5 protein-coding genes are annotated in these 3,560 nt (G+C 72.9%); 2 read left to right on the forward strand and 3 right to left on the reverse strand.

Going from position 1 to position 3,560, the window contains the following annotated elements; genetic code table 11:
• The 3 genes from P409_RS29575 to P409_RS29585 form a co-directional block, all read right to left on the reverse strand.
• A partial coding sequence (locus P409_RS29575) for a CCA tRNA nucleotidyltransferase (protein ID WP_052121556.1) occupies positions 1-945 on the reverse strand: 945 nt, incomplete at its 3' end.
• Entirely contained in the window at positions 942-1,553 is a 612-nt protein-coding gene (locus tag P409_RS29580; RefSeq protein WP_238578802.1) for a CoA pyrophosphatase, read from the reverse strand. The genes P409_RS29575 and P409_RS29580, both read right to left, overlap by 4 nt.
• Positions 1,550-2,053 (reverse strand): DUF1285 domain-containing protein, encoded by a 504-nt coding sequence (locus tag P409_RS29585; protein ID WP_052121557.1) that lies wholly within the window; start codon positions 2,051-2,053, stop codon positions 1,550-1,552. Before P409_RS29585 ends, P409_RS29580 begins: the two co-directional genes overlap by 4 nt.
• Before the next feature lie 132 nt (positions 2,054-2,185).
• Between P409_RS29585 and P409_RS29590 the strand changes: the two genes are divergently transcribed.
• A complete protein-coding gene (locus P409_RS29590; protein ID WP_052121558.1) occupies positions 2,186-3,193 on the forward strand; it encodes an AAA family ATPase in 1,008 nt (335 codons plus the stop codon).
• A gap of 32 nt (positions 3,194-3,225) precedes the next feature.
• The coding region (locus tag P409_RS29595; RefSeq protein ID WP_034846860.1) for a DUF58 domain-containing protein at positions 3,226-3,560 on the forward strand (335 nt) is incomplete at its 3' end.

Here is a 3,560-nt window from a genome sequence, read left to right on the forward strand (position 1 = left end):
CCGACCGTGCCGGTACAGCAAAAGCCGCACCCCGGCCTCGTCCGGCGCATTGTCCAGCACGCTCTCGCGCAGCCCGACCAGCCGGTCGCGCTCGTCATTCGACAGCTTCAGCCGGGCCGCCACCGCCGCGGCGTCGCCGCGCAGCAGTGCCGCCAGCCGCAGCAGCGGATCGGAGTCCGGCGCCACCCGCAGCAGCCCCTGCAGTCGGGCGATGTCGCCATCCTCGCCGATCACGCGCCAGGCGATGTCTGCCGCCGCCATCTCGCGCCACACCGGCACCGGGTCGGGCGCGGCCAGCAGCTTCAGGAGCTCGGCCTGCACCCGCTCGCCCGACAGCCGGTCCAGGCCGGCGGCCGCGGCAGTGCAGGCCGCCAGCGCCGGCGGGTCGGGCTCGCCCTGGCCGTAATGGGCGTGGAAGCGGAAGAAGCGCAGGATGCGCAGAGCATCCTCGGCGATGCGCTGCGCCGGGTCGCCGACGAAGCGCACCCGGCCGGCCAGCGCGTCCGCCACCCCGCCGAAATAGTCGTGCACCACGCCCTCGGGATCGGCCGACAGGGCGTTCATGGTGAAGTCGCGCCGCGCCGCGTCGGCCTGCCAGTCGGCGGTGAACTCGACGATGGCGTGGCGGCCGTCGGTCTCGACATCGACCCTGAGCGTCGTGACCTCGAAGCTCCTGCCGCCGGACCGGGCGGTAACCGTGCCGTGCTGCAGCCCGGTCGGGATCACGCCGAGCCCGGCATTGCGCAGCGCCACCATCACCGCCTCCGGCCGCAGCGGCGTGGCGATGTCGACATCGGCCGCGTCCAGCCCCAGCAGCGCGTTGCGCACGCAGCCGCCGACGAAGCGCGGGTCGAAGCCGGGGATTGACAGCGCGGCGATCACCGCCCGGGCAGCGGGGTCGGTGGCCCAGCCGGGCAGCGGCCATAAACGGTGCTGTGTGGTCATTCGGCCGTCCCGAGCAGCACGTCGCGCAGGTTCCTGAGGATGCCCGCGGTCACGCCCCAGACATAGCGGTCGCGATAGGGGAAGGCCCAGTATTGCCGTTCCACCCCCTGCACGGTGATGCGGTGCCGCTTCGGGTTGCCCGGCGCCAGGATGAAGGCGAGCGGCACCTCGAAGATCTCGGCCACCTCGAAGGGATCCGGCGCGGTCTCCAGCGGCGGCGTCAGCAGCCCGATGAAGGGCTGGATCTCGAAGCCGGTGCGGCTGACATAGGTGTCGAGCCGGCCGACGATTTCCACCTTCGCCCGCGGCAGGCCGATCTCCTCCTCCGTCTCGCGCAGCGCCGCCGCCAAGGGGTCGGCGTCGCCCGGGTCGATGCCGCCGCCGGGAAAGGCGATCTGGCCGGCATGGGCGGTCAGATGCGGCGTGCGCAGGGTCAGGAGGATGGTGTCGCCCTCCGGCCGCCGGACGATCGGCACCAGCACCGCGGCGGGCCTGAGCGTCGCCAGCGGCTTCAGGTCCGGGTTCAGGTCGTGGTCGCCCCTGGACAGGCGGGGGATGTACCGCCGCAGCCGCGCCAGATCGGCCGCGACCGGGGCCGGCCCGCTCACGCCTGGTCCAGCGGGAAGAATGTCCGGTGGCTCCATACCCCCATCCGGCCGTCATGGCTGACGGCGATCTCGGCCAGCTCGTAGAACACCGGGCGCGACAGCAGCGCGTCGAGCCCCTCGGCGATCCGGATATAGGGCGACGGCTCCCCGGTGTCAGGCGCGAAGGTGACGCGGATCGGATGCTCCGGCCCGGCCTCGCGGACATGGTCGAGATTGGTGCGGAAGGTCAGCACCTGGTCCTCGCCCGTGCCCGTGACATCGAGCGCCACGGCGACGAAGGGCGCGTCGTCGACCGTGATCCGCCCCCGCTCGGCCGGGGTGATCAGCCAGTAGTCTCCGGCGGCGTCGCGCCGCAGCACGGTGGCGAACAGCTTGACCAGCGGCAGCCGCCGGATCGGGCTGCCGTGATAGTACCAGGTGCCGTCGCGGCCGATGCGGATGTCGTAGGCCTCGTCCGCCGCGGTGGGTCCGCGCCTGGCGCCGGCCAGCGCCGACGCCACGTCTCCGGCCCCGGGCTGGGCCCGCGCCCCTGCGTCAGACTGCGCCTGCTGCTTTTTCTTGGACTCGCCGTCGCTCAATTCCGCCATACTCTTTCAATAAATCCGTCAGTCCCCTCGCAGAGCGGAACGCCGATGCAGACGACCGTCCCGACCGATCTCGACACCCCGGCCACGCCCGGCGACATCGATGCGGCCGTGGAGCGGCTGGCCGCTGTCCGCAGCATGATCGGCCGGGTCATCTTCGGCCAGCAAGACGTGATCGACCAGAGCCTCGTGACGATCCTGGCCGGCGGCCATGTGCTGCTGGTCGGCCTGCCCGGCCTGGCCAAGACCCGGCTGGTCGAGACGCTGGGCACCGTGCTGGGCCTGGACGAGCGGCGGGTGCAATGCACGCCGGACCTGATGCCGGCCGACATCCTCGGCTCCGAGGTGCTGGAGGAGAGCGAGACAGGACGCCGCAGCTTCCGCTTCATCCCCGGCCCGGTGTTCAGCCAGCTGCTGATGGCGGACGAGATCAATCGCGCCAGCCCGCGCACCCAGTCGGCGCTGCTGCAGGCGATGCAGGAGCACCGGGTGTCGATCGCCGGCCGCTACCTGCCGCTGCCGGAGCCGTTCCACGTCCTGGCCACGCAGAACCCGCTGGAGCAGGAGGGCACCTATCCGCTGCCCGAGGCGCAGCTGGACCGCTTCCTGATGCAGGTCGATGTCGGCTACCCCGATCTGGCGGCGGAGCGGCGGATGCTGCTGGCCACCACCGGCGTCGCCGAGGCGCAGGTCGAGGCGGTGATCAGCCCCGACGCGCTGCAGCGGGTGCAGCGCCTGGTGCGCCGCCTGCCGGTCGGCGAGACGGTGCTGGAGGCGATCCTGTCCCTGGTCCGCGCCGCCCGGCCGGATTCGACCGACCTGCCCGAGGTGCAGCGCATGGTCGGCTGGGGCCCCGGCCCGCGCGCCAGCCAGTCGCTGATGCTGGCCTGCCGCGCCCGCGCCCTGCTGACCGGCCGGCCTTCGCCCTCGGTCGACGACGTCGCCGCTTTGGCCCGGCCGATCCTGCAGCACCGCATGGCGCTGACCTTCGCCGCCCGGGCCGATGGCGCGACCATCGCCGACGTGATCGAGCGGCTGATCTCCCGCCTGGGCTGAGGCCGAGGGTGGCGGACGGCTCCTCAACCCCCATGACCGGCGCCGCGCGGCGCAAGGCGGCCGATGCGCTGGCGGCGACGCTGCCGCCGCTCTTGATCGCCGCCGACCGCGTGGCGTCCACCGTCGCCCAGGGCGTGCACGGCCGCCGCCGCGTCGGCGTGGGCGAGAGCTTCTGGCAGTTCCGCCGCTACCAGGCCGGCGAGCCGATCGGCCGGATCGACTGGCGCCAGTCCGGCAAATCCGAGGGGCTGTTCCAGCGCGAGACCGAATGGGCCGCGGTGCAGACCGCCTGGCTGTGGCGCGACGCCTCGCCGTCGATGGATTACCGCTCCGCCCGGTCGCTGCCGACAAAGCGCGAACGGGCCGA

The sequence above is a fragment of the Inquilinus limosus MP06 genome, from assembly GCF_000767795.1.
GTDB lineage: Bacteria > Pseudomonadota > Alphaproteobacteria > DSM-16000 > Inquilinaceae > Inquilinus > Inquilinus limosus_E.

Bases quoted from the DNA above. Each gene is read 5' to 3' on its own strand.
- P409_RS29590 (WP_052121558.1), top strand. From the start codon at position 2,186: ATGCAGACGACCGTCCCGACCGATCTCGACACCCCGGCCACGCCCGGC.